The organism is Cyanobium sp. Candia 9D4, from assembly GCF_024346155.1.
Classification (GTDB): domain Bacteria; phylum Cyanobacteriota; class Cyanobacteriia; order PCC-6307; family Cyanobiaceae; genus Cyanobium; species Cyanobium minutissimum.
Map to the genome: position 1 here is coordinate 167,614 of NZ_JAGQCK010000001.1, position 19,799 is coordinate 187,412.

General features: G+C 70.3%; 24 protein-coding genes and 1 tRNA gene. 14 read left to right on the forward strand and 11 right to left on the reverse strand.

Annotation, left to right across the window (positions count from 1 at the left end; genetic code table 11):
- The first annotated feature begins 41 nt into the window (after window positions 1-41).
- The gene (locus tag KBZ08_RS00850; protein WP_015110844.1) at window positions 42-404 is read left to right on the forward strand and encodes an AbrB family transcriptional regulator; all 363 of its coding nucleotides are present in this window, start codon (window positions 42-44) and stop codon (window positions 402-404) included.
- Entirely contained in the window at window positions 401-925 is a 525-nt protein-coding gene (locus tag KBZ08_RS16440; protein ID WP_315861232.1) for a c-type cytochrome, read from the forward strand. The genes KBZ08_RS00850 and KBZ08_RS16440 overlap by 4 nt, the downstream gene beginning before the upstream one ends.
- Window positions 926-937: 12 nt before the next feature.
- Here KBZ08_RS16440 and KBZ08_RS00860 read toward each other — a convergent pair whose 3' ends face one another.
- The 5 genes from KBZ08_RS00860 to KBZ08_RS00880 all read right to left on the reverse strand — a co-directional run bounded on the left by KBZ08_RS00860 (window position 938) and on the right by KBZ08_RS00880 (window position 3,491).
- Window positions 938-1,204, reverse strand: a complete 267-nt coding sequence (locus KBZ08_RS00860; protein WP_254970623.1) for a YciI family protein — start codon at window positions 1,202-1,204, stop codon at window positions 938-940.
- Between the two features lie 48 nt (window positions 1,205-1,252).
- Window positions 1,253-1,891 carry a DUF938 domain-containing protein gene (locus KBZ08_RS00865; protein WP_254970625.1) on the reverse strand — a complete coding sequence of 213 codons (639 nt, stop codon included), beginning with the start codon at window positions 1,889-1,891 and terminating at the stop codon, window positions 1,253-1,255.
- A 112-nt stretch (window positions 1,892-2,003) separates the two neighbouring features.
- Complete coding sequence (gene trpA / locus KBZ08_RS00870) at window positions 2,004-2,849, reverse strand: tryptophan synthase subunit alpha (protein WP_254970627.1); 846 nt, start codon at window positions 2,847-2,849, stop codon at window positions 2,004-2,006.
- A gap of 63 nt (window positions 2,850-2,912) precedes the next feature.
- A complete protein-coding gene (locus tag KBZ08_RS00875; protein ID WP_216922652.1) occupies window positions 2,913-3,248 on the reverse strand; it encodes a DUF3007 family protein in 336 nt (111 codons plus the stop codon).
- 3 nt (window positions 3,249-3,251) lie between these two features.
- Window positions 3,252-3,491 (reverse strand): NAD(P)H-quinone oxidoreductase subunit L, encoded by a 240-nt coding sequence (locus KBZ08_RS00880; protein ID WP_216915774.1) that lies wholly within the window; start codon window positions 3,489-3,491, stop codon window positions 3,252-3,254.
- Between the two features lie 41 nt (window positions 3,492-3,532).
- Here KBZ08_RS00880 and KBZ08_RS00885 point away from each other — a divergent pair.
- From KBZ08_RS00885 to KBZ08_RS00900, 4 genes are all read left to right on the forward strand, one after another.
- Window positions 3,533-3,616, forward strand: a tRNA-Leu gene (locus tag KBZ08_RS00885).
- Complete coding sequence (locus KBZ08_RS00890; protein ID WP_254970631.1) at window positions 3,616-4,335, forward strand: DUF2459 domain-containing protein; 720 nt, start codon at window positions 3,616-3,618, stop codon at window positions 4,333-4,335. Before KBZ08_RS00885 ends, KBZ08_RS00890 begins: the two co-directional genes overlap by 1 nt.
- 173 nt (window positions 4,336-4,508) lie before the next feature.
- The gene (locus tag KBZ08_RS00895; RefSeq protein WP_254970632.1) at window positions 4,509-5,192 is read left to right on the forward strand and encodes a DJ-1/PfpI family protein; all 684 of its coding nucleotides are present in this window, start codon (window positions 4,509-4,511) and stop codon (window positions 5,190-5,192) included.
- Between the two features lie 79 nt (window positions 5,193-5,271).
- Complete coding sequence (locus tag KBZ08_RS00900; protein ID WP_254970634.1) at window positions 5,272-5,556, forward strand: hypothetical protein; 285 nt, start codon at window positions 5,272-5,274, stop codon at window positions 5,554-5,556.
- 30 nt (window positions 5,557-5,586) lie between these two features.
- On the opposite strand, the gene KBZ08_RS00905 is transcribed toward KBZ08_RS00900, so the two are convergent.
- From KBZ08_RS00905 to KBZ08_RS00915, 3 genes are all read right to left on the reverse strand, one after another.
- On the reverse strand, window positions 5,587-6,000 hold the full coding sequence (locus tag KBZ08_RS00905) for a VOC family protein (RefSeq protein ID WP_254970639.1): 414 nt from the start codon (window positions 5,998-6,000) through the stop codon (window positions 5,587-5,589).
- A 60-nt stretch (window positions 6,001-6,060) separates the two neighbouring features.
- Window positions 6,061-8,037: a bifunctional diguanylate cyclase/phosphodiesterase gene (locus KBZ08_RS00910; RefSeq protein WP_254970640.1), complete on the reverse strand. Its 1,977-nt coding sequence runs from the start codon at window positions 8,035-8,037 to the stop codon at window positions 6,061-6,063.
- Between the two features lie 128 nt (window positions 8,038-8,165).
- Complete coding sequence (locus tag KBZ08_RS00915) at window positions 8,166-8,312, reverse strand: hypothetical protein (protein ID WP_181280128.1); 147 nt, start codon at window positions 8,310-8,312, stop codon at window positions 8,166-8,168.
- A gap of 138 nt (window positions 8,313-8,450) precedes the next feature.
- Between KBZ08_RS00915 and KBZ08_RS00920 the strand changes: the two genes are divergently transcribed.
- Complete coding sequence (locus tag KBZ08_RS00920; protein ID WP_254970641.1) at window positions 8,451-8,981, forward strand: NAD(P)H-dependent oxidoreductase subunit E; 531 nt, start codon at window positions 8,451-8,453, stop codon at window positions 8,979-8,981.
- On the opposite strand, the gene KBZ08_RS16445 is transcribed toward KBZ08_RS00920, so the two are convergent.
- From KBZ08_RS16445 to KBZ08_RS00935, 3 genes are all read right to left on the reverse strand, one after another.
- Window positions 8,963-10,735, reverse strand: a complete 1,773-nt coding sequence (locus tag KBZ08_RS16445) for a GGDEF domain-containing protein (RefSeq protein ID WP_254970643.1) — start codon at window positions 10,733-10,735, stop codon at window positions 8,963-8,965. The genes KBZ08_RS00920 and KBZ08_RS16445 overlap by 19 nt on opposite strands.
- A gap of 24 nt (window positions 10,736-10,759) precedes the next feature.
- A complete protein-coding gene (locus KBZ08_RS00930) occupies window positions 10,760-13,243 on the reverse strand; it encodes a bifunctional diguanylate cyclase/phosphodiesterase (protein ID WP_254970645.1) in 2,484 nt (827 codons plus the stop codon).
- Window positions 13,244-13,318: 75 nt separating this feature from the next.
- Complete coding sequence (locus KBZ08_RS00935; protein WP_254970646.1) at window positions 13,319-13,507, reverse strand: hypothetical protein; 189 nt, start codon at window positions 13,505-13,507, stop codon at window positions 13,319-13,321.
- 29 nt (window positions 13,508-13,536) lie between these two features.
- On the opposite strand from KBZ08_RS00935, the gene KBZ08_RS00940 reads away from it, so the two are divergent.
- Genes KBZ08_RS00940 through hypA form a run of 7 tightly spaced genes read left to right on the forward strand, consistent with a single transcriptional unit; the run spans window position 13,537 to window position 19,796 of the window.
- Window positions 13,537-14,574 (forward strand): hypothetical protein, encoded by a 1,038-nt coding sequence (locus KBZ08_RS00940; protein ID WP_254970648.1) that lies wholly within the window; start codon window positions 13,537-13,539, stop codon window positions 14,572-14,574.
- 54 nt (window positions 14,575-14,628) lie between these two features.
- Window positions 14,629-16,254: a NuoF family protein gene (locus KBZ08_RS00945; RefSeq protein WP_254970650.1), complete on the forward strand. Its 1,626-nt coding sequence runs from the start codon at window positions 14,629-14,631 to the stop codon at window positions 16,252-16,254.
- Window positions 16,254-16,973, forward strand: coding sequence for a bidirectional hydrogenase complex protein HoxU (gene hoxU, locus KBZ08_RS00950; protein WP_106221473.1), 720 nt, complete (start codon window positions 16,254-16,256; stop codon window positions 16,971-16,973). Before KBZ08_RS00945 ends, hoxU begins: the two co-directional genes overlap by 1 nt.
- A gap of 11 nt (window positions 16,974-16,984) precedes the next feature.
- Window positions 16,985-17,563, forward strand: a complete 579-nt coding sequence (locus KBZ08_RS00955) for an oxidoreductase (protein WP_254970653.1) — start codon at window positions 16,985-16,987, stop codon at window positions 17,561-17,563.
- 10 nt (window positions 17,564-17,573) lie between these two features.
- On the forward strand, window positions 17,574-19,016 hold the full coding sequence (locus KBZ08_RS00960; RefSeq protein ID WP_254970654.1) for a Ni/Fe hydrogenase subunit alpha: 1,443 nt from the start codon (window positions 17,574-17,576) through the stop codon (window positions 19,014-19,016).
- A complete protein-coding gene (locus KBZ08_RS00965; protein ID WP_254970655.1) occupies window positions 19,013-19,462 on the forward strand; it encodes a hypothetical protein in 450 nt (149 codons plus the stop codon). The genes KBZ08_RS00960 and KBZ08_RS00965 overlap by 4 nt, the downstream gene beginning before the upstream one ends.
- Window positions 19,455-19,796: a hydrogenase maturation nickel metallochaperone HypA gene (hypA, locus tag KBZ08_RS00970; protein WP_254970657.1), complete on the forward strand. Its 342-nt coding sequence runs from the start codon at window positions 19,455-19,457 to the stop codon at window positions 19,794-19,796. The genes KBZ08_RS00965 and hypA overlap by 8 nt, the downstream gene beginning before the upstream one ends.
- Window positions 19,797-19,799: the final 3 nt, after the last annotated feature.

Genomic DNA, 19,799 nt, shown 5'->3' on the forward strand with positions numbered 1-19,799 from the left:
TGTTTTACACCTAACCTCACACCTGCCTCCACCTACATACCATGCTGACTGGATCGGAATTGCTGGCCAAGGTCAAGGAGCTCGGCGATGTCGGCAAGTCCGAGATCGTTCGGGCCTGTGGCTATGTTTCCACCAAGAAGGATGGCGCCGAGCGCCTGAACTTCACCGCCTTCTACGAGGCCCTGCTCGAAGCCAAAGGCGTCGAGTTCGGTGCGGCCGGCAAGGTGGGCAAGGGCGGGCGCAAGCTCAGCTACGTGGCCACGGTGCAGGGCAACGGCAATCTCCTCATCGGCAAGGCCTACACCGCCATGCTGGATCTCAAGCCCGGCGATGAGTTCGAGATCAAGCTGGGCCGCAAGCAGATCCGCCTGATCCCCGCCGGCAGCGCCGACGACGAGGATTGATCATCTGGCGTCGGCTGGTGTCGTTTCTGGTGGCCCTGCTGCTGCTGCTGGCCCTGGTCCTGCCTCCGGCCGCCCTCGGCTTTCCCGGGGCGGCCTTTGCCGTTTCACCACCCTTGTCACCGCCCGTCTCATCGCCCTCGTCCGGGTCCCCCGGTCCTGAAGCGGAGGTCCCTCAGGCGGAGGTCCCTCAGGCGGAGGTCCCTGAGGCGGAGGTCCCTCAGGCGGAGGTCATCGACGGCGGCGTGCTCCAGGTGAGCGTTCTCGATGTGGGCAGCTCCCTGTTCGGGGCCCACTGCGCGGGCTGTCACCTCCAGGGGGGCAACATCATCCGCCGTGGCAAGACCCTCAAGCTGGCGGCCCTGGAGCGCAACGGCGTCGCCTCCCCGGACGCCATCGCCGCGATCGCCGCCGGTGGTATCGGCCAGATGGGTGGCTATGCCCAGTCCCTTGGCGAGGGCGGGCCGGAGGCGGTGGCGGCCTGGGTGTGGCAGCAGGCCCTGGACGGCTGGCCCCGGGCCTGATCCCCTGCGGGCTCAGAAGGCCTGGATCCAGGGGTGGACCTCCACGGCGGTCCAGATGCCCTGGCGCCAGTAGATGTCCCCCTTGACCAGGCCTTCCACCGTCTCCTTGTCGTCGGCCTCGTAGAGGCCGAACACGAAGCGGGTGTCGGCCGTGGGGCCCAGGGTGAGCAGCACGCCCTCCTCTTTCTGGCGCTTCAGTCCGGCCAGGTGCTCCTCCCGGAACGGGGTGCGGCGCTCGAGCACATCGGCGCAATAGGTGCCCCAGAGGACGAATTTCATGGGCGAACGGCGGCGGCCGCCGGGTCGGGGTGAACGCCCCTCAGCCTTTCATCCCCCGCGCCCTTCGGCCTGCTTCTGAAACACCAGCAGCCGGTTGTTGGCGGGCATCGCCGCATCGGTCTGCAGGTGCAGCCCCAGGCCGTCGGCCTCGCGCTGGATCGCCTCGGCGTCGCGCACCCCCATGGCCGGATCCAGCTGGCGCAGGTGGGCATCGAAGGCTTCGTTGCTGGCGGCGGTGTGGCGCTCGCCATAGCGGAACGGCCCATAGATCAGCAGCAGGCCGTCAGCGGCCAGCACCCGGGCGCCACCCGCCAGCAGCTGGGGCACCGCCGCGGCCGGCATGATGTGCAGCGTGTTGGCCGTGAACACGGCCTCGAAGTGGCCCGCGGGCCACTGGGGCTGGGTCACATCCAGCAGCAGCGGCGCCGCCACCTGCGCCCCCGGGGCCAGTGCTTCCCCGCCCTCCAGGCTGATGCGTGCGGCCAGGCCGGCCAGGGCCTCCTGCCGCTCGCTCGGCTGCCAGCGGACCCCCGGCAGATGGCGGGCCATGTGGATGGCGTGCTGGCCACTGCCCGAGCCCACCTCCAGCACCCGCGCGCCGGGGGCCAGCCAGCGGCGCATCAGCGACAGGATCGGCCCCTGGTTGCGCAGGCAGGCGGGCGAGAACGGCAGGGCATCGACGTCCATCGGCCCATCATGGGGGGCAGCTGCCCCATGGCCATGCGTGTTCCTGCCCTGCTCGCCGCCCTTCTGCTGGCCCTGGCCCTGGGCGCCTGCGCCCCTGCCCTCTGAGGCTGGCTCAGAGCGGCTGGTCGAGGGCCGTGCGCAGCTCGGCGACGAAGGCGCCGGCATCGGCAGCCACATCGGCGCCGCTCTGGTGGGCCGCGGCCATACGCCGGACCAGGGCGCTGCCCACGATGGCGCCATCGGCGCCCCAGCGGCGCACCTGGAAGGCCTGCTCACCGGTGGCGATGCCGAAGCCCACCGCCACCGGCGTGGGGCCCAGCTCCCGCAGCCGCCCCACCAGGGGGCCCACCCGGTCTTCCAGGCTGGTGCGCACCCCCGTCACCCCGGTGACGCTCACCAGGTAGGTGAAGCCGCGGCTGGCGGCATGGATGCGGGCCATGCGTTCGGCCGGGGTGTTGGGGGCCACCAGCAGCACCAGATCCAGGCCGTGGCCGGCGGCGATGGCGGAGAGCTTCTGGGCCTCCTCCAGCGGCAGGTCGGGCACCACCAGCCCGGCGGCCCCGGCGGCGGCTGCCTCACGGCAGAAGCTGTCCATTCCCCGGTTGAGCAGGGGGTTGCTGTAGGTGAACAGCACCACCGGCACGTTCAGCCGGCCCCGCAGGGAGGCCAGCATCTCCAGCACCCGGCCGGGCGTGGTGCCGGCGGCCAGGGCGCGACTGGCGGCGGCCTGGATCACCGGGCCGTCGGCGAGGGGATCGCTGTAGGGGATGCCCAGCTCGATCAGGTCGGCGCCGGCGGCCTGCAGGGCCAGCAGGCTGGCGGCGGTGACGGAGAGATCGGGATCGCCCGCCATCAGGAAGGGCATCAGGGCGCAGCGCCCCTGGGCCCGCAGGGCGGTGAAGCGTTCCTGGATCAGGGTGGGGGCGGTGCTGGGGCCGGCGGTGGCGGCGACGCTCATCGGGCCGGAGGGCGGGACGGTGTTCCTGAGCCTATGGGGTCGTCCGTGGGCCGCCGGGGGCGCTCACATCTCGGCATCGGCCTGCAGCTGCCCCACCTCGGCCAGCAGCTTCTCCTGCTCCTCGGGGCTGAGGGCCTCGAACTTGCGCTGCAGCTCCTCGTCGGTGACGGCGTCGTAGGCGGCCCGGTAGCGGCGCCGCTGCTCCATGTAGGTCATCTTGCCGCCCACCACCCGCAGCAGGTAGCTGGCGGTCCAGCCGAGCACCACCAGCATCAGCAGCGCCGAGGCGGCGATGCCGGGGGAGAAGCCCTCCAGGCCGCTGGAGCGGAACACCCAGTAGCCACCACCCCCGATGGCGAAGACCACCAGGCCCAGCAGGATCGCCTGTGCGCGGGTCACGGCTCAGGCCTCGCCCTGGCCCGCCATGCGCAGGTTGAGGAAGGGGGCGAACAGGATCAGCCCCGGGAAGAACAGGAACACCATTCCGTAGATGGCGGTGCGCTCGATCTTGCCCATCACGTACCAGCGCTTGTGCATCCACCAGTAGAGGGCCAGGGGCACCACCAGCAGGTAGGCGCCGGCCAGGGCCAGGTAGGCGCCGATCACCAGCAGGGTGTCGAGCGGCAGGCTGCTCAGGGCCACCGGGGATGTCGCGAAGTGGGGTGAATCTAGGATCTCCGCGCGGGGGCGTGGCGAAACTGGTAGACGCAGCGGATTTAAAATCCGCAGGCCGAAAGGCTGTGGGGGTTCAAGTCCCCCTGCCCCCATGCCGTTGCTTTGGGTCCTGCTGGAGCTGGTGGGAGGGCCTTTGCTGCATGCCGCCGTCGTGCCCGAGCCCCGTGCTCCCCTGGTGCGGCTGCCCCAGCCACCGGCGGGGCGCCACACTGTGCTGGTGGTGGACTGGGGCCACCACACCGCGATCGTGGTGCAGCAGCCACCCGGCTGGAGGCTCGGTCCACCGGGGGCCGAAGCGGCGCCGTTCCTGGAGTTCGCCTGGGGCGATCGGCGCTACTTCCACGGGGGAGAGCGCGGCCCCCAGGCCCTGGTGGCCGCCCTGTTCCTGCCCACCGACTCGGTGCTCTTCCTCGCCGGCCATCCCGATCCGCCGCGGCTCGCAGGCACGGTCGCCGTCTGGGAGCGGCAGGTGGAGGCCCCCACCCTGCGGGCCCTCCTCACCGCCCTGGAGCGCAGCGCCCGGCGCGACCGCGACGGCGAGCGCCTCCCCGCCCTGCCACGGCGGCCCGGCCAGGGGGGGCGTTTTGTCCCGGCCCATGGCACCTATATCTGGACCCGCAACTGCAACGGGTGGACCGTGGGGCGGCTCCAGGAGGCCGGCCTCGCCACCGGAGCAACCGGGGTGGTGGTCGCCGCCCAGGTGCCGGGGCGTCTGCTCGGCTTCCGGGCTGTCGCCGACCGGGACAAAAGTTCATCTCCAACTGTGTCTGTGGCTCTCCACACCCGCCGGTTGGTCGGGCTTTCCCGGTGAGCTCACCCGGCCTAGACCGGAGACATCGTGGGATCCCGAAGTTGGTACATGTCGCACCTCTGCTGGCCGCCACCTGCCTGGCGGGTTTTGCCCTGCTGCAGCTGCTGTTCAGCCTTGCGTCTTGATGAGGGGCCTGGGCGGCCTCTGACGCGGGCCCGCGGGTGGAGGTGACGATGGATTCAGCCCTATCTTCCGGTGCCACTCTCGGTGCCACCGCCGGCCGTTTCGGGATCGTGCTGTTCCCCGGGGTGGAGGAACTCGATGCCGTCGGCCCCTGGGAGATGGCCACGATCTGGGCGCGCCAGCCCGGCGGCCCCAGCCAGTGCCTGCTGATCGGCCAGGAGGAGGCCCCGATCACCTGTGCCAAGGGGATGCTGCTGCTGCCCCACGCCAGCTTCGCCACGGCCCCACCGCTGGATGTGCTGCTGGTGCCGGGGGGCCAGGGCACCCGCACCGAGGTGGCCAACCCTGAGCTGATCGCCTTCATCCGGCGCCAGGCGGCCGGCTGCCGGGCTGTGCTCTCCGTCTGCACCGGCTCCTTCCTGCTGCACGCCGCCGGCCTGCTCAGCGGCCGGCGGGCCACCACCCACTGGGCCTCCCTCGATCGCCTGCGGGCCCTCGGCGACGTGGAGGTGGTGGAGGAACGCTTCTGCCGAGACGGGGCCATCTGGACGGCGGCGGGCATCTCCTCCGGCATCGATCTCACGCTGCATTTCATCGCGGAAACTGCCGGGGAAGATGTGGCGGCAACAGTGCAATTGGAGTCGGAATACTTCCCGGCGACGAGAATTTATGGCGATGCCGCCAGTCGTGGGAAGGGATCATCCTATTTCAGATCATCTTGTTCGGCATCATGAAGCGATGGGATGGGTGTTTCCACTTATCTCGCTGACGATTCCGATCCATTAGGGTCAGGAAAAGAGGAGAGGAAATCCCATGTCCACCTGCGAATTCACCAGCAAATCCACCTACGAATCCACCCTCGAAACGCCTCCCATCGAGGTTGCTGTTCTGCCCCATGCCAACGCCACCGAAGCCCTCCATCTGGTGAAGGAACTGGCGCGTCGCGATCCGCAGTTTGCCGCTGCCCTGAGTGCATCCGATTCGCCACAGGCTGCTGCCGATCTGGCGCAGCATCACGGCATCGAGGTGAGTGCGGCGGCCCTCTGGCGCCACCGCGGCACCCTGGTCCACGGCGGGCTGCCCACCTGGCGCGGTTGAACCCACCCGGAGCCGTGAGGGCTCCGGCCATCAGTGTTCGGGCGGTCCCTTGATCTCGACACTGTTCCCTTCCGGATCCTCCAGGTAGATGGCCGGCCCCATTCCTTCGGCCCCGTAGGTGTGATGCAGGGGGCCGGCCTCGATGCCCTGACGGCTCAGATGGGCCCGCAGGGCGGCTTCGTCAAAGGGTTCGACCCTCAGACAGATGTGGTCGAGGTTGTGCCCCTCCGCCCCCGGCGCCGCCCCTCCCCGGCGACCGAGCTCCCCATCGACCGCCGCCAGATCGATCAGGCCGCTGCCGGCCTTCAGGTGGATCAGGCCCAGGGGTTCATTGCGTCGGACCACGGTGCAGCCGAGCACATCGATGTAGAAGCGCTCCATCCGCTCCAGATCCCTGCAGCGCAGCACCACATGGTCGATGCCGACGATCCTGATGCTGCCCATGGCGTTCTCGATTCTCTGCGCGCAGAAATCGGTCTACGTCATGCCTGCAGGAGCAGCAACTCAGAGCACGGGCTGCCAGGTGACGCTGCGGCCATCGGCGCTGTCCATGTGTTCGCTGAAGGGCAGCACCTGGTTGCGGCCGGTCTGCTTGGCCCGGTACATGGCATGGTCGGCCCTGGAGATGATCTCGTCGGGGTTTTCGCCCGGCTGCACCATGGTCACCCCGATGCTCAGGGTGATCGAGAGGCTGCCGGCACTGGTGACGATCGGCTCGGCCACGGCCCGGCGGAGCTTTTCGGCGATGGTCACCGCATCGCCCAGCCCCCGCACCCCCTGCAGCACCACCACCATCTCGTCCCCGCCGATGCGGGCGGCCATGTCGCCGCTGCGCAGACCGGTGCGGATCCGGGAGGCCACCGTCCGGAGCAGTTCGTCGCCGGGCACGTGGCCGAAGGTGTCATTGATCTCCTTGAAGTTGTCGAGATCGCAGAACAACACGGCGGTGGCGTCCCCTTTGCGCAGCACCCGGCCGGCAATGGCGGTGATGCGCTCAAGGGCCTCATGGCGGTTCACCAGGCCGGTCAGTTCATCGGTGCAGGCCCGGCGGGCCAGTTCCCGCTCGGCGGCCACCTCCTGGTCCACCGTGCGGAAGGAGCCGACGATGCCGTCGAGCCGGCCCTGGGAATCCCGGTGGGGACTGGCATGCAGCTCCACCCAGCGATGGCTGCGGTCGTGGGACAGGGCCTGCAGCCGGCGCACCACCGTGCCGCCGGCGGCCAGGGTCCGCAGGTCCCGCTCCAGCACCGGATGCTCGTTGGCGGGGATGAAGCGGCTGAGCTGATGGCCGATCCAGTCCTCCGGCAGCCAGCCCAGCATCGAAGTGAGCGAAGGGGAGATCCAGCTGACCAGCCCCTCCTTGATCAGCAGCACCACGTCGCTGGAGTTCTCCGCCAGCAGTCGGTAACGCTGCTCTGAAGTGGCCAGGGCGGCTTCCGCCTGCACCATGTCGGTCACGTCGTTGAACTGGGCGATCACGAAGGCCAGGCTGCCGTCGGGCCGGCGGCAGCAGGACACGCTGCAGTCGACCCACAGGGGAGGCCGCTCCCCCTGCAGGATGCGCTTGCGCAGCCGGTAGCAGCGGCGCCGGCCCTCCAGCAGTTCCGCCATCAGCGGGGCTTCGCTGTCCCGGTCCTGCGGCGGTGAGAACGACGGCCAGGTGAGCCCCTCCAGGTCGGCCGGACTCCGATCGAGCAGCCCCCCGCCGGCGGGGTTGATGGACAGCACATGGCCCTCGGCGTCGAGCAGGGCGATGCCGGTGGAGGTGTTCTCCATCGTGAGCCGCAGCCGTTCCTCCGAGGCGGCCAGGGCCGCCTTGGTGCGCTCCTCCGCCAGACGGGCGTCCACTTCGCCCTGGATGTCACGCCAGCTGCCCACCATGCCGGTCACCGCGCCATCGGGCCCCTGCACCGGCCGCAGGGCCATGGAGATCCAGCGGCCGTCGCCCTCGGCGGCACGGAAGCGCAGATCGCAGCCGCTGTTCTGCCCCTGCAGAACCTGGCCGATGGCCCGGTCCAGGCGGGCGCGGTCCGGCTCCAGCACCAGCTCGGCGATGCTCCGCTCCCTGAGGTCGCGGGCGTCGTGGCCCAGCAGCTGCAGCACGGAGGGGGACACCCAGGAAATCCGTCCCAGCCGATCACTGCTGAGAACCACGTCGGGGGCGTTCTCGGCCAGCAGCTGGTAGTGATCCTTCAGCTCCCGGTTGCTGCGTTCCTTCTCCCGCAGTTCCCGGGACAGGTGCATCGCGACCCAGGCCATCCCGATCAGGCCGGCCAGCCGCAGCAGCAGCTTCACGGTGGTGGCCTGGGGAGAGAAGAGGGACCAGACGATGGTCAGGATGATCGCCAGGCTCGTGAACCAGCCCACCTGGCGGGGCGTGGCGAACAGGGCCGCGAGAACGACGGGGACCCAGTAGTACGGATACAGGCTGATTCCCAGGCGCCTCGACAGAAGCAGATCCACCAGAAAAAGGCCGATCAAGGCCGCAGCCAGGACGACCAACCGTGATCGATAGCGACGTTGGAGGGGAACCAAATTGTGGTGACTGACGAATGAAGCTGACAATCACGGAGCCGCCAATCCCACCGGTCTGTCGGTGGTTGCAGGCCTCAGCGGCTGAGGCCTTCCGCCTGGGTCTCGGCGCTGTTCTGGTGCCCCTTGAGGTGCTTCTCACAGGCCAGGGTTGCCGATGCGAACAGCAGGGCCATGCCCAACATCGCCGCCTGAAGCTGGACCTGTCGCAGGAGGGGGGTCATAGCCCGGGCGTCCACATCAAGAATGATTATAGGTAAGCCTCCCGAGCCTGCCGCACTCCTGGCGGCGGCCGTGCAGCGAACGCGCAGCTGACCAACCCTGCAGCGGTGGCTAGCAAGAGGACGTGGGAGACCCAAGGCATGACCCGCTCCGCCGCCACAGCCGCCCCGACCGCCGCCGCCGCGGGCGACGACGATCCGCGCATCGCCCAGGTGGTCCGTCGCCACGGGGCCCGTGCCGATGCCCTGATCGAGGTGCTGCACCAGGTGCAGGAGATCCACGGCTATCTCTCGCCGGAGTCCCTGCGGGTGGTGGCCGTCGCCATGCGGCTGCCCCTGAGCCGCGTCCACGGCGTGGCCAGCTTCTACCACCTGTTCCGTCTGGAGCCGCCCACCGCCCACCGGTGCGCCATCTGCCTGGGCACCGCCTGCTACGTGAAGGGTGGCGGGCAGGTGGCGGCCCGCATCGAGCAGCGTCTCGGGGTGCGCCTCGATGACCCGGCCGAGGACGGCGTCTGGGCCCTGCAGCACGTGAGCTGCCTGGGGGCCTGCGGCCAGGCGCCGGTGCTGGTGGTGGACGGGGAGCTGGTGACCCGGCTGCCGGTGGACCAGCCCGAGGAACTGGACGCCCGGCTGGAGGCCGCCGGCGTGCCTCAGCGCACCACCACCTGATTGGCCCCCAGATCCCTGGATTGGTTCAGGGCCAGCTCCACCCGCGAGAGCATGGCCTGACCGCTGGTGTCGGTGGCCGCCAGCAGGCTGACCCCCGCGTTCATGGCCAGCCCGGGGGAGGGCCCGTGTCCCACCGGCAGGGCCGTTTCGTTCACGACCCTGCGGATCTGTTCCGCCGTGGTCCGGGCCGTTTCCAGCGGCTGATCCCACAGCAGCACCAGGAATTCACTGCCTCCGATGCGGAACAGTTCGTCGTTGGCGTGCAGCAGGTGCCTGACGCTGGCGATCAGCCGCTGCAGGACCTCATCACCGGTCTTTCGGCCAAGCACAGTGTTGATCGGCCGCAGACCCTGCACCGCGAAGGCCAGGCAGGAGAGGGGCACAGTGCAGTCGGCGGCCCGTTGGCTGATCAGCTTCAGGCTGCGTTCCAGCTCGGAGCGGTTTCTGGCCCCGGTGAGCAGATCGGTGCTTGAGAGCCGTCGCAGTTGCTCGCTGCTCTGCCGGAAGCGCTCGCCCATGGCAGCAAGATCCTGGCTCAGCCGCGCTTCCCTGCGCAGGTGCTCGTGGAGACGGCCCATCAGGCCCTGCACTTCGGCGATGACGCTGCCGTCACCGCCACCCCCCACAGTCCCGGCAGCGCCGGCGAGGCCGGGGGGCTCGTGGCTGACTTCCGGCACCGAGGCGCGCAGCCGCCCCATCTGCCCCTCCACCAGGCCGGCCATCAACTCGCTGAGCAGGACCCCCAGCAGCATCAGCCACAACGAGGTGGTGAGCAGGGTGGTGCTCTGGGCCTGCAGCTTCAGCACCACCGGTCCGGCGGGCTGCACCACCTGCACCAGATGGCGGCCGGAGGTCAGGGTGGTGCTCCAGTAGTCCTGGATCCACAGCTTGAGGGCGGGGCGCGGGCCACTGGGCACCAGGATCTGCAGCCCATCGGGCTGAATCCACCGCTGCGGTGCCGGCACGAAGTGGTTCTCCAGGCGGAGGAACAGTCCCGGGTTGGAGCTGATCCGTTGCCCCTCGGCGTCGATGAGCAGGAACGCCGTCGCACCGGGGCTGGCGGGCAGTCCCCGGGTGGGCTCCCCGAGCTGGCTGGGGGTGATCCGGGCCGCGGCGTCAGCGACGGTCCGCAGGTTGTCGAGCACCCCCTCCTGGGCCGACCCCTGCAGCAGGTTGCCCGAGAGGAAGGTGAGGGCCAGGGACGGCAACGTGAAGGCCGCCAGCACGACGGAGAAGACGAGGCCCCGCAGGGGCAGCAGTCCCTGGCCCCTGCGGTTGTGCCACACCTTCAGCAGCACGAACAGGAGAAAGGCCACCACCGTGTTGGCCAGGCCGTTCACGGCCTGCTTGGCGGCCGTCACGGCCACGTTCGCCGGATCGATCTGCAGCACGACGCCGTAGAAGAAGAACACCATCGGCGCGCCGACCAGGAGCCAGAAGGCGATCTCGGCCAGGATGATTCGACCCTTGAGGTCGTTCTCCGGCGGACCGTTGAGACGATTGAGGAACACCGCCTGCCACAGGGCTTCGGCGCTGAAGATCACGATGGCCCAGGGATGGCCCCAGAGCTTCCAGGTGTAGACGCTCGCCAGCAGGGCGACCGCCACGTTCCACCAGCCGCGCCGCCACAGCAGGATCAGGGTGGGAACGGTGGATCCCAGCAGGATCTGAATGCCGAAGAACAGCGGCAGCGCACACACATTGCCGAGCACCGCCAGCCCGGCCAGCAGGGCCAGCAGACCCCCCTGGCGCACGGTCTTCGTGGGGCGGGGGGGCTCTCATGGTCGGGGGACCGTCGCCGGCTCGGCGCCCGCCACCGGGCCGACGGCCGCGCCCCGGCGGAGCAGGTTCTCGAAGTCAGCGGCGGCCAGGGGGCGGCTGAACAGGTAGCCCTGGAAGGCCGGGCAGCCGCAGCGGACCAGGAACTCCAGCTCCTCGGGACGTTCCACCCCCTCCGCCAGGACGTCCACCCCCAGACCCTTCGCCATGGCCAGGGTGGCGCGCACGATCGACTGGGAGGTGGGGTTGGTGTCGACCCCATCCACAAAGGATCGGTCGATCTTGAGCTTGTGGATCGGGAATCGGTGGATGGTGCTCAGGGAGGAGAAACCGGTGCCGAAATCGTCGATCGCCAGTTCCACCCCCATGGTGTTCAAGCCGAGCAGTTGCTCCCGGGTGCCGAGGGCCGGCATCAGGCAGCTTTCGGTGATCTCCAGCTCCAGCCGGGCCACCTCCAGCCCCGTGCGGCTCAGGCAGGCCTGCACCAGTTGCGGCACGGTCTGGTGGGAATCCTGGAACTGGCGGGTGGAGAGGTTCACGGCCAGCCGGCCGGGGTCCAGACCAGCCTGCACCCACAGCTGCCACTGACGGCAGGCCTCCTCCAGCACCCACTCGCCGATCCGGTGAATGAGGTCGCTGGCTTCGGCGATGGGCAGGAACTCCAGGGGGGAGACCGAACCGAACTTCGGGCTGCGCCAGCGCAGCAGGGCTTCGGCCCCCAGCAACGCCCCCTGGCCATCCACCTGGGGCTGGTAGTGAAGCTGCAGCTGGTCCGCGTCCACCGCCCGCTGCAGGTGGGCTTCGATCGCCAGACGGTGGCGGCTCTGGACCGTCATCTCGGCCGCGTACCGCAGCACCGCCTGGGGCCCCTGGCGTCTGGCCTGGGCGAGGGCCGTGGCGGCGAACTGCAGCAGGGTTTCCGGCTCCCTGGCGTCCTGGGGGAAGCAGCTCACCCCCGCCCAGGCTGACAAGGCCAGATCCACCCCCTCGGAAGCCGTCGGATCCGTCAAGGCGGCCATGAGGGCGCTGGCCGTCTGCAGGGCCGTGGCGTCGGCCGGCTCCAGCGCGTGCACGATCAGGAACTCGCTCCGGCCGACCTGGGCCAGGACGTCCGCAGGTCCCACGAAGTGGCCCAGCCGATCGACGGCGATCTGTACGAACCGGTCCCCCTTGGCCGGGCCGAAGCTTTCCTCGATGCGCTTGATGCCGTCCAGTTCGATCCAGATCACCAGCAGCGGCTGGTCCTGCTGGCACAGCTGACCGAGCCGCAGTTCGGCCATCTGCAGGTTGGGCAGGCGGGTGAGGGGGTCATGGAACCCGAGATACTCCAGCTGCCGGTCCTTCTCCCGCAGGACGGTCAGATCGGCCAGGGCGGCGATGTAGTGGCTGGGTGCCCCGGAGCCGTCCCGCACCACGCCCATCCGAATCCAGGCCGGATAGACCTCACCGGTCCGGCGGCGGTTCCAGATCTCCCCCTCCCAGTGGCCGCTGGCGAGCAGCTGCTCCCACAGCGCGGCATAGAACCCCTTCGACTGATAGCCGGAGCCCATGATGCGCGGGTTGCGACCGACCAGCTCCTCCTCCGGGTAGCCGGTGATCCTGACGTAGGCCTCGTTGCAGCAGAGGATCGCCCCGTCGCCGCCGGTGACCACGATCCCCTCCTGGATCAGGGAGCAGGCCCGGCGATGCAGGCCAAGCCAGTGGAGGCTCTCCACCAGCTGGCTGCGCAGCTCCCCCAGGCGGCGGCCCTCCTGTTCGGCCCGTCGGTGCCGGCGCTGCAGCTCCCGGGTCAGCAGGGCGGCCAGCACGCTGGTCGTCAGACCCAGCAGCAGCCCGGCCCACCAGGTGGGCAGCCGGGACGTGGGGCCATGGACGGGGTGCACCAGCAGCAGCCAGCGCTGGCCTCCGATGTCGAGGCTGTGGGCGTGGGCGTGGGGCAGGATGCCGGCCGCAGGCAGGTTGCGGGAGTCGTAGAGGAGCTGGGCCGGTTCGGCGCGATCGCCGAGGTACAGCTGCAGGTCCACGGGCTGGTCGAGCCGGATCAGCGGGTGGTTCAGGGCCGACCGCATCACATCCCGAAGCGGCAGGGTGGCGAAGGCCCAGCGCGTCGCCGGTGGCGACCCCGCGATGGCCGTGCCGGGGTTGCCGCCGAAGGGCAGGATCTGCACCAGGAAGGCTGGCTCCCCCGGCCGGGAACGGCCTGGCCGGAGCCATCCCTCGGGGGGGGCGGGGGCCTGCCCGGGCTCCTTGCCGGCGCCGCGCACCCACGACCAGAGATCCGTCCCCAGCAGGGTGCGGCTGCCGGGGTCCATCGGTGCGATCAGCCCGATCGGTGCCCGCCCGGAGGCGGCCGTCGCAAAGCCCAGGGTGCTGATGCCCTCCAGGGTGCGGCCATCGCTCTCCAGGGATGCGACAAATCGCTGCAGCTCCCCGAGGGTCACCTCCTGGGACGCCATCTGCAGGCCGACGAGACCCCGCAGCACCGATTCGGTGCCCGCCAGTTTCCGATGCAGGGCGGCAACGACGAGATCGGCGGCGGGTTGCTCCCAGCGGCCGTGTCAATGGCTGCTCTGCTGGATGCTGCTCCAGGTGAGCAGGCCGGTGGCGAAGACCCCGACGGCAAGCACGGCAGCCACCGGCGAGCTCCACTCCCGGGGTTGGCGCTCATCTGGCGGCGGAGAGGGCAGCAGGGGGGGAAGTCGGCGGCGGGGCCGGGCGGGGTGGAAACCGTTCGCTCTGACCTCCATAATACTTTTTTCATATTTCTGGCCCACCCATGGGGGCTGTCGCTGGCTTCGCCGACCCTCCGGGGAGGCGCCGGACGGGCTGGCGTCACCGCAACGGCGCGCTGACGGGTCTGGTCGTCCTGCTGCTGGCGCTGCTGATCGGCTGCTGGCGCCAGCCGCCCCGGCTCGTGCTGGCGATGAACCCCTGGCCGGGCTACGCCTATTTCGCCCTGGCCCAGGGCCGGCAGCTCTACGACCCGCGACGACTCAGCCTGGACGTCCGCAACTTCGTGGACAATGACCGCGCCGTCCAGGCCTACATCGCGGGGACGGCCCAGGTGATCGCCACCACCGCGATCGATGTGGTCACCATCTGCGGGTTGGCACCGGAGCGCTGTCCGGTGATCGTCTTCGTCGTCGATGAATCCCGCGGTGGCGATCAGGTGCTGGCTCGCCAGGACGTCCGGGATCTCAAGGGCCTGGTCGGCCGGCCGATCGCCCTTGATCGCAGCAGCCTTTCCCGCTACCTGCTGGCCCGGGCCTTCGCCTCCCAGGGGTTGCCCCCACCGGTGCCGTCCCAGCTCAGGTTCCTGCCCGCCGCTGTGTGGGAGTCGGCCCTCCGGCAAGGGACGGTGGCGGCGGTGGTGAGCTACCCGCCCCGCAGCGAAACGCTGCGGAGTGCCCTGGCCCTGAACACGCTGTTCACCAGCCGGCAACTTCCCAACGAGATCCTGGATGTGCTCGCGGTCGAACCCGAGCTCCTGAGCCTGCACCCTGATGCCGTGCTGGCCCTCCTGCAGGGCTGGCGGGCGGCGCGGGAGGAGGAAAGGGAACGGCAGGTCGGCGCCCGCCAGGGCATGGCCGACTACCTCGGCCTCGGGCCCGGTGCCGGAACCGCTGTGCTGAAGGGGATCCGCTTTCCCGGGCCCCAGGAGCAGTACGAGCTGCTCGACCCCCGCCAGAACAACCTGACCCCGCTGCTGGAGCAGATCCGCCAGGTGCTCGACGCCAATGGCGTCATCCCGGCCAACACCCCCCTGCCCACCACGGTGGATACCATCGCCCGGAGCCTCGCCAAGGGCCGGTGAGCGGCGCTCCGGCCATTTCCTGGCTACCAGAAGGAGAGGCGTTACCGGTTTGCCATGCCTTCCCCTGTGCAGGTGCGCTGCTGCGATGCCAGCGGCTGCCGCTCCGCCGGCAGCCAGGGCCTGCGCACCGCCCTGGAGGGGGCCCGTGAGGCGGCCGGCCTCGATCCCTCCCAGCTGACGATCAAGCCGGTGGGGTGCCTGCGCCAGTGCGGCAGCGGTCCCCTGGTGGCCTGCGACAGGCCTGGCCGCACCCGGCTGTTCGGCGGGCTGTCGCCCGAGCTGGCCGGGGCCCTCATCACCGACGCCCTCGCCGCCGATGGTGAGGGGGACGCCGCTCCCACAACCGCGTCGGACCCCCTGGCGGCCCATCGGATTGATCTGGACGGTCCCTTCTTCGCCCTGCAGCGGCCCGTGGTGCTGGAGGGCTGCGGGCAGGTGAATCCCGAATCCATCGACGACGCGATCGCGTTCGGCACCTACGCCCAGCTGCAGCGTGTGCTGCAGGAGCTCACCCCGGAGCAGGTGCGGGACGAGGTGCGCCGCAGTGGCCTGCGCGGCCGGGGCGGTGCCGGCTATCCGACGGGCCTGAAGTGGGACACGGTGGCCCTCCAGCCCCCCGGCCCCCGCTATGTGGTCTGCAACGCCGACGAGGGGGACCCCGGCGCCTTCATGGACCGCAGCGTGCTGGAGAGCGATCCCCACCGGCTGATCGAGGGCATGGCGATCGCCGCCTACGCCGTCGGCGCCGAGCGGGGCTTCGTCTACGTGCGGGCGGAATACCCCCTGGCGATCGAGCGCCTGCGGCTGGCCCTGCAGCAGGCCCGCAGCCGTCACCTGCTGGGCAACCACATCCACGGCACCACCTTCAACCTGCGCCTGGAGGTGCGCGTGGGGGCCGGCGCCTACGTCTGCGGTGAGGAGACGGCCCTGCTGCTCTCGATCCAGGGCCAGCGGGGCATGCCCCAGCCCCGGCCCCCCTTCCCGGCCCAGTCGGGTCTCTGGGGGGCGCCCACCCTGATCAACAACGTCGAGACCTTCACCGCCGTGCCGGCGATCCTGCGGCAGGGGGGCGAATGGTATGCGGCGATGGGCACCGAGCACAGCAAGGGCACCAAGGTGTTCGCCCTCTCCGGGGCGGTGGTCAACACCGGCCTGGTGGAGGTGCCGATGGGCACCCCCCTGCGCACCGTGGTGGAGGTGATCGGCGGCGGGGTGCCCGACGGCTCGCCGATCAAGGCGGTGCAGACGGGGGGGCCCTCGGGCGGCTGCATCCCGGCGGAGCGGCTCGACACCCCCGTCGACTACGAGAGCCTGGTGGCGCTCGGTTCGATGATGGGCTCCGGCGGCATGGTGGTGATGGGGGAGAGCACCTCCATGCCCGAGGTGGCGCGCCATTTCATGGGCTTCAGCGTCAACGAGAGCTGCGGCAAGTGCATCCCCTGCCGCGCCGGCACCGTGCAGCTGGCCCAGCTGCTGGATCGCTTCGTGGAGCGCCGCGCCACCCCCGAGGACATGGAACGCCTCGATGCCCTCTGCCAGATGGTCAAGGTCACCAGCCTCTGCGGCCTGGGCCAGTCGGCCCCCAATCCGGTGCTCAGCACCCTGCGCTGGTTCCGCCACGAATACGAGGCGGCCTGCCGGGAGCCCGCGCTCTGCGGCGCCCCGGGGGAGGTGCGCTGATGGCCGTCGTCACCCTCAACGTCAATGGCCAGGACGTGGCGGTGCCGGCGGGGGCCAGCCTGCTGGAAGCCACCCGGGCGGCCGCGGCCGACGTGCCCACCCTGTGCCACCTCGACGGTCTCAGCCCGGTCTCCTCCTGCCGGCTCTGCCTGGTGGAGGTGGAGGGATCGAACAAGCTGCTGCCCGCCTGCAGCACCGCCGCCGCCGAGGGGATGGTGGTCCACACCCATACGCCCCAGCTGCGGGAGTATCGGCGCATGGCGGTGGAGCTGTTCTTCGCCGAGGGCAACCACGTCTGTGCCGTCTGTGTGGCCAACACCCACTGCGAGCTGCAGGACATGGCCGTCACCGTGGGCATGGACCATTCCCGCTTCCCCTACCAGTACCCCCAGCGGTCGGTGGATGCCTCCCACCCCCAGTTCACCCTCGACCACAACCGCTGCATCCTCTGCACCCGCTGCGTGCGCGTCTGTGACGAGATCGAAGGCGCCCATGTGTGGGACATCGGCAGCCGTGGCGGCCACTGCCACATCGTCGCCGGCCTCGATGAACCCTGGGGCCAGGTGCAGGCCTGCACCTCCTGCGGCAAGTGCGTGGAGGTGTGCCCCACCGGCGCCCTGTTCCGCAACACCGACACCACCGCCGAGAAGCAGCCCGACGCCGGCTTGCCCGCCCTGCTGCGCGCCGCCCGCGACCAGCACCGCTGGCACAACCAGTGACCGACCCCACCATGACCCCCTCCCCCCCCGCCGCCAAGCTGCGTCTCGCCACCGTCTGGCTGGCGGGCTGCTCCGGCTGCCACATGTCGTTCCTGGATCTCGATGAATTCCTCTTCGATCTGGCCGAGAAGGTGGATGTGGTGTTCTCTCCGGTCGGCACCGACGCCAAGATCTACCCCGAGGCCGTCGACATCGCCCTGGTGGAGGGGGCGGTGGCGAACGTCGACAACCTGGAGCTGGCCCTGCAGGTGCGGCAGCGCACGGGCCTGGTGATCTCCTTCGGCGACTGCGCCGTGACGGCCAATGTGCCCGGCCTGCGCAACCTGCTCGACGCCGGCCACGACAGCGCCAAAGCGGTGCTGGAGCGCGGCTACCTGGAGCTGGCCGACGCCACCGGCCAGCTGCCCTTCGCCCCCGGCATCGTTCCCGAGCTCCTGCCCCGGGTGCTGCCCCTGCACGAGGTGATTCCGGTGGATCTCTACCTGCCGGGCTGTCCCCCCTCGGCTGAGCGCATCCGCGAGGCGATCACCCCCTTGCTGGCCGGGGAGCGGCCGGCGATGGAAGGGGCCGCCATGCTGCGCTTCGGATGAGGACCTCCCCATGACCCGCACCGTTCTCATCGATCCGGTGACCCGCATCGAGGGCCACGCCAAGATCACCCTCCACCTCGACGAGGCCGGCCACCTCACCGACACCCGCTTCCACGTGGTGGAGTACCGGGGTTTCGAGAAGTTCTGCGAGGGCCGGCCCTTCACCGAGATGGCCGGCATCACGGCCCGCATCTGCGGCATCTGCCCGGTGAGCCACCTGCTGGCGGCCGCCAAGACCGGCGACAAGCTGCTGGCCCTCTCGATCCCCCCGGCGGCCGACAAGCTGCGGCGGCTGCTCAACCTGGCCCAGCTCACCCAGTCCCACGCCCTCTCCTTCTTTCACCTCAGCAGCCCCGATTTCCTGCTGGGCTGGGAGAGCGATCCGGCCAAGCGCAATGTCTTCGGCCTGATGGCCGCCGACCCTGACCTGGCCCGGGCCGGCATCCGTCTGCGCCAGTTCGGCCAGCAGATCCTGGAGCTGCTGGGCGGCCGCAAGATCCACTCCGCCTGGGCGGTCCCCGGGGGTGTGCGCACCCCCCTGAGCCAGGAGGCCAGGGACTGGATCCTGGATCGCCTGCCGGAGGCCCGCGCCACGGTGACCCTGGCCCTGGAGCTCTACAAGAGGCTGCTGGATGGCCCCCTTCAGAAGGAGCAGCGGGTCTTCGGCGACTTCCCCAGCCTGTTCATGGGCCTGGTGACCCCCCAGGGGCTCTGGGAGCACATCGAGGGGCGCATCCGCTTCCGCGACGCCAATGGGGCGATCGTCGCTGACCAGCTCAGCGAGGACGACTACGCCGAGTACCTCGGCGAGGCGGTGGAACCCTGGAGCTACCTCAAGTTCCCCTACTACAAACCCCTGGGTTACCCGGACGGGATCTACCGGGTGGGTCCCCTGGCGCGGCTCAACGTCTGCGACAGCGTCGGCACCCCCTGGGCCGACCGGGAGCTGGCGGAACTGCGCCAGCGCAGCGGCCAGCCCGTCACCTCGAGCTTCGCTTACCACCACGCCCGCCTGGTGGAGATCGTGGCCTGCCTGGAGGCGATCGAGGCGCTGGTGCAGGACCCCGAGCTGATGCACGGCCGCATCCGGCTGCGGGCCTCCCTCAACCGCAACGAGGCGGTGGGGGTGAGCGAAGCGCCCCGGGGCACCCTCTTCCACCACTACAAGGTGGATGACGACGGCCTGCTCACCAGCGTCAACCTGATCATCGCCACCGGCCAGAACAACCTGGCGATGAACCGCACCGTGCATCAGATCGCCCGGGAGTACATCCCCGATCCGGTGCCCGCCGGCACCGAGATCCCCGAGGCGATGCTCAACCGGGTGGAGGCGGGCATCCGCTGCTTCGACCCCTGCCTCTCCTGCTCCACCCATGCCGCCGGCCAGATGCCCCTGCGCCTGCAGCTGCTGGCCGCCGACGGCACGGTGCTGGCTGAGCGCCTGCGGGGATGAGCGACGCCGGCACCGGCACCGGAGGCGCGCTGCTGATCGGCATCGGCAACCCCCTGCGGGGCGATGACGGGGTGGGCTGGCACCTGGTGGAGGGACTGGGTCTGCAGCGCCACCAGCTCACCCCCGAACTGGCCGAGGCGGTGGCGGCCGCCGACCGGCTGCTGATCGTCGATGCCTGGCTGGCGCCGCCGCTGAGCCGCTGCCTGCTGCGGCCCCTGCTGGCCTCAGACGGCTGGGAGCGGGACACGCACCGGGTGGCGCCCGCCCGGCTGCTGGCCCTGGCCGAGCAGCTGTTCGACCGTTGCGTGCCGGCCCACGAGCTGCTGGTGCCCGCCTTCGACTTCTCCTGGGGCGAGTGCTTCTCCCCGCAGCTGCGGTGCCAGCTGCCCCGGGCCCGCCGGCTGCTGCGGGGCTGGCTGCGGGGGATGCCACCGTCCCATGCATGAACTCAGCCTGATGGATGCGGTGCGGCAGCAGGTCCTGGAGCAGGCCGCCCTCCATGGGGCCGGCCGCATCACCGCCATCACCCTGCGGGTGGGCAGCCTGGCGGGGGTGGAGATCGAGGCCCTGCGCCTGGCCCACACGGTGGTGATGGCGGACACCCTCGCCGCCGGCTCCCGGCTGGAGATCGAGGCGGTGGAGGCTGTGTGTTTCTGCGCGGCCTGCGAGCAGCCCTTCGCGGCGCACGATGGCTGCTGCGAGTGCCCACGCTGCGGCCGCATCAGCCGGGAACTGCTGCGGGGCCGGGAGCTGCAGCTGGCCTCGATGGAGATCGCCTGACGC

What these genes read in the sequence shown, in the direction of transcription:
- KBZ08_RS00850 (WP_015110844.1), top strand. Translation starts at nt 42, where the DNA reads ATGCTGACTGGATCGGAATTGCTGGCCAAGGTCAAGGAGCTCGGCGAT.
- KBZ08_RS00960 (WP_254970654.1), top strand. Translation starts at nt 17,574, where the DNA reads ATGACCCGCACCGTTCTCATCGATCCGGTGACCCGCATCGAGGGCCAC.
- KBZ08_RS00965 (WP_254970655.1), top strand. Translation starts at nt 19,013, where the DNA reads ATGAGCGACGCCGGCACCGGCACCGGAGGCGCGCTGCTGATCGGCATC.
- KBZ08_RS00895 (WP_254970632.1), top strand. Translation starts at nt 4,509, where the DNA reads ATGGATTCAGCCCTATCTTCCGGTGCCACTCTCGGTGCCACCGCCGGC.
- KBZ08_RS00905 (WP_254970639.1), bottom strand. Translation starts at nt 6,000, where the DNA reads ATGGGCAGCATCAGGATCGTCGGCATCGACCATGTGGTGCTGCGCTGC.
- hoxU (WP_106221473.1), top strand. Translation starts at nt 16,254, where the DNA reads ATGGCCGTCGTCACCCTCAACGTCAATGGCCAGGACGTGGCGGTGCCG.
- KBZ08_RS00955 (WP_254970653.1), top strand. Translation starts at nt 16,985, where the DNA reads ATGACCCCCTCCCCCCCCGCCGCCAAGCTGCGTCTCGCCACCGTCTGG.
- trpA (WP_254970627.1), bottom strand. Translation starts at nt 2,849, where the DNA reads ATGAGCGTCGCCGCCACCGCCGGCCCCAGCACCGCCCCCACCCTGATC.
- KBZ08_RS00915 (WP_181280128.1), bottom strand. Translation starts at nt 8,312, where the DNA reads ATGACCCCCCTCCTGCGACAGGTCCAGCTTCAGGCGGCGATGTTGGGC.
- KBZ08_RS00890 (WP_254970631.1), top strand. Translation starts at nt 3,616, where the DNA reads ATGCCGTTGCTTTGGGTCCTGCTGGAGCTGGTGGGAGGGCCTTTGCTG.
- KBZ08_RS00860 (WP_254970623.1), bottom strand. Translation starts at nt 1,204, where the DNA reads ATGAAATTCGTCCTCTGGGGCACCTATTGCGCCGATGTGCTCGAGCGC.
- hypA (WP_254970657.1), top strand. Translation starts at nt 19,455, where the DNA reads ATGCATGAACTCAGCCTGATGGATGCGGTGCGGCAGCAGGTCCTGGAG.
- KBZ08_RS00920 (WP_254970641.1), top strand. Translation starts at nt 8,451, where the DNA reads ATGACCCGCTCCGCCGCCACAGCCGCCCCGACCGCCGCCGCCGCGGGC.
- KBZ08_RS00940 (WP_254970648.1), top strand. Translation starts at nt 13,537, where the DNA reads ATGGGGGCTGTCGCTGGCTTCGCCGACCCTCCGGGGAGGCGCCGGACG.
- KBZ08_RS00935 (WP_254970646.1), bottom strand. Translation starts at nt 13,507, where the DNA reads ATGGAGGTCAGAGCGAACGGTTTCCACCCCGCCCGGCCCCGCCGCCGA.
- KBZ08_RS00900 (WP_254970634.1), top strand. Translation starts at nt 5,272, where the DNA reads ATGTCCACCTGCGAATTCACCAGCAAATCCACCTACGAATCCACCCTC.
- KBZ08_RS00945 (WP_254970650.1), top strand. Translation starts at nt 14,629, where the DNA reads ATGCCTTCCCCTGTGCAGGTGCGCTGCTGCGATGCCAGCGGCTGCCGC.
- KBZ08_RS00865 (WP_254970625.1), bottom strand. Translation starts at nt 1,891, where the DNA reads ATGGACGTCGATGCCCTGCCGTTCTCGCCCGCCTGCCTGCGCAACCAG.